The organism is Butyrivibrio sp. INlla14, assembly GCF_900102515.1.
Classification (GTDB): domain Bacteria; phylum Bacillota; class Clostridia; order Lachnospirales; family Lachnospiraceae; genus Butyrivibrio.
On the sequence record NZ_FMVS01000073.1, the window covers coordinates 1 to 1,809 of the forward strand.

1 protein-coding gene is annotated in these 1,809 nt (G+C 43.4%); it reads right to left on the bottom strand.

All coding sequences use genetic code 11. The features are described from left to right. Positions 1–38 precede the first annotated feature (38 nt). Positions 39–1,643, bottom strand: a complete 1,605-nt coding sequence (locus BLO53_RS18855) for a transposase (protein ID WP_092065262.1) — start codon at positions 1,641–1,643, stop codon at positions 39–41. Between the last annotated feature and the right edge of the window lie 166 nt (positions 1,644–1,809).

A 1,809-nucleotide genomic window follows, 5' to 3' on the forward strand; every position in this document is an offset into this window, starting at 1 on the left:
CTCTCAAAGTGTGGATATGGCAGGGAATTCCCTATTAATCATCCGGCAAGTACCGGATTCGGAGCATAGTGCCCCAGACCCTTCCGATATCGAAAGAGTTTTCTGAAATTCAATGCCGCTATTTTGCATCCAAAGAAAAATTTACATCGGAGCTTTCCATGGACACACATCTTGTTTACACCATAGACGTTTTTCAGGATTGACGGAACTGTCTCAGCACCATTACGGAGCCTGCCATAATTCTTGAATTCCTCGGTGTTCATGTTTGCTTTTATACGAGCTCGCTCGCGCATTTTCTTTGATACCTTGACTTTGCATACTCGCTTGTAAGTCTTGGGATGACAATGAATTCTGTATGGACAATGCTCACAGACATCCTTCGCAAATGATGCCTGGCAAATACCTGTCTGCTTTATATATGTGCAGGATTTTGGCTTATTCCCTGCAGGGCATGACAGAACCTCAGTTCCATCTTCGTTAAATTCGAAGGCACCCATTACAACATCAACATCCTTGCCGGTAAGATCAGTAGTGATAAGCTTCACGTTTTTTGAGAATGCAAGATCGACATTATCAGATCCGCTGTATGCGCCATCGGCAATCATTATAGTTTCCTCTGATTGCTCGTCCATTTTTTCCAGATGGTCTTTCAACATGGCACTGTCACTGACATTGTTCTGCTCAAACTGATAATCAGTTACCACTGATCCATTCTGTCCTACAATCTCTTCAATGTTGGCTGTATATCCGCGATGCTCTTTTCCCGCTTTTTCTCTGAATGTTGCGTCTGGATCCACAGGAGACTGCATGATGCCTGAACTCATGGCTCCATCAGCTTTCGTTTTAAGTCTGCGGTGGTCATCTTCAACTACTGTCTGCTCAGATATGCATCTTACAAGAAGCTGATATTCAGTAACATCTTCAAGATCATTGCATTTCTCCAGCAGGAGATCTGCATCTCTCAGAAGGATGGCAATTCTGTCATCGGTATCTGTGCTGCGGCTGTGGTAGATGAAGCGGTTAAAATCATCCGGATCACAGTAGTGCTCCATCGGGAATATCCTGTCCTGCATACCATTTTTGTTCAGGTAGAGAACCATCTTTGAAACGCATCTGTACAGGAGTTCCATGCGGCTGAGTTTGCGGATGTTGGCCTCGACCATGAGGGAGTCCATCCGACGGATCCTTCCATCGAGCCCCATGAGCTTTGCAGTTTTTTCTGCAAGCTCTGTTACACATCCATGGTAAAGATCTGTTCCAGTGAGCATTTCATAGTCATAACAACGCTGGCGGAATCTGGAGAGACTTTTATCGCTTAGAGGCTGCTCATCAAAGCTTGTTGTATGCAGAGCATAACGGAAGCGGAAATCCAGCATGAGATTCTCAACAACCTCATCATCCGAGAGATTAAGGAGTTCTTTCAGTATAAGTGCTCCAATTATGATGTTTACAGGTGTGTTTGGCCTTGATGCTTTATCAGCAGAGTATAGTACAGAGAAACGTTCCTCATCTATTGTTGGAAATATCTCTTCTGCAAACACTTTTGCCCATGACCTGACCAGAGCTTTCTGCTCTCTTTCAGTCAAGACGTTAAAACTATCAAACATTGAAATCTGCTGGGAATCATTTGTGCGAAATGACATGACATGTACCTCGTGGATTTGATACTTATATTCTATCATGCTTTCGCCATGTCTCCCAGTGTTTATGCGGTTTGTATTAACTTTTCAAGGGACAGATATATGTAAATCCCATTAGGGATTAGCAACTATAGTTTTAGATTCAAGGGGCTTTTGACCCCAACATCAT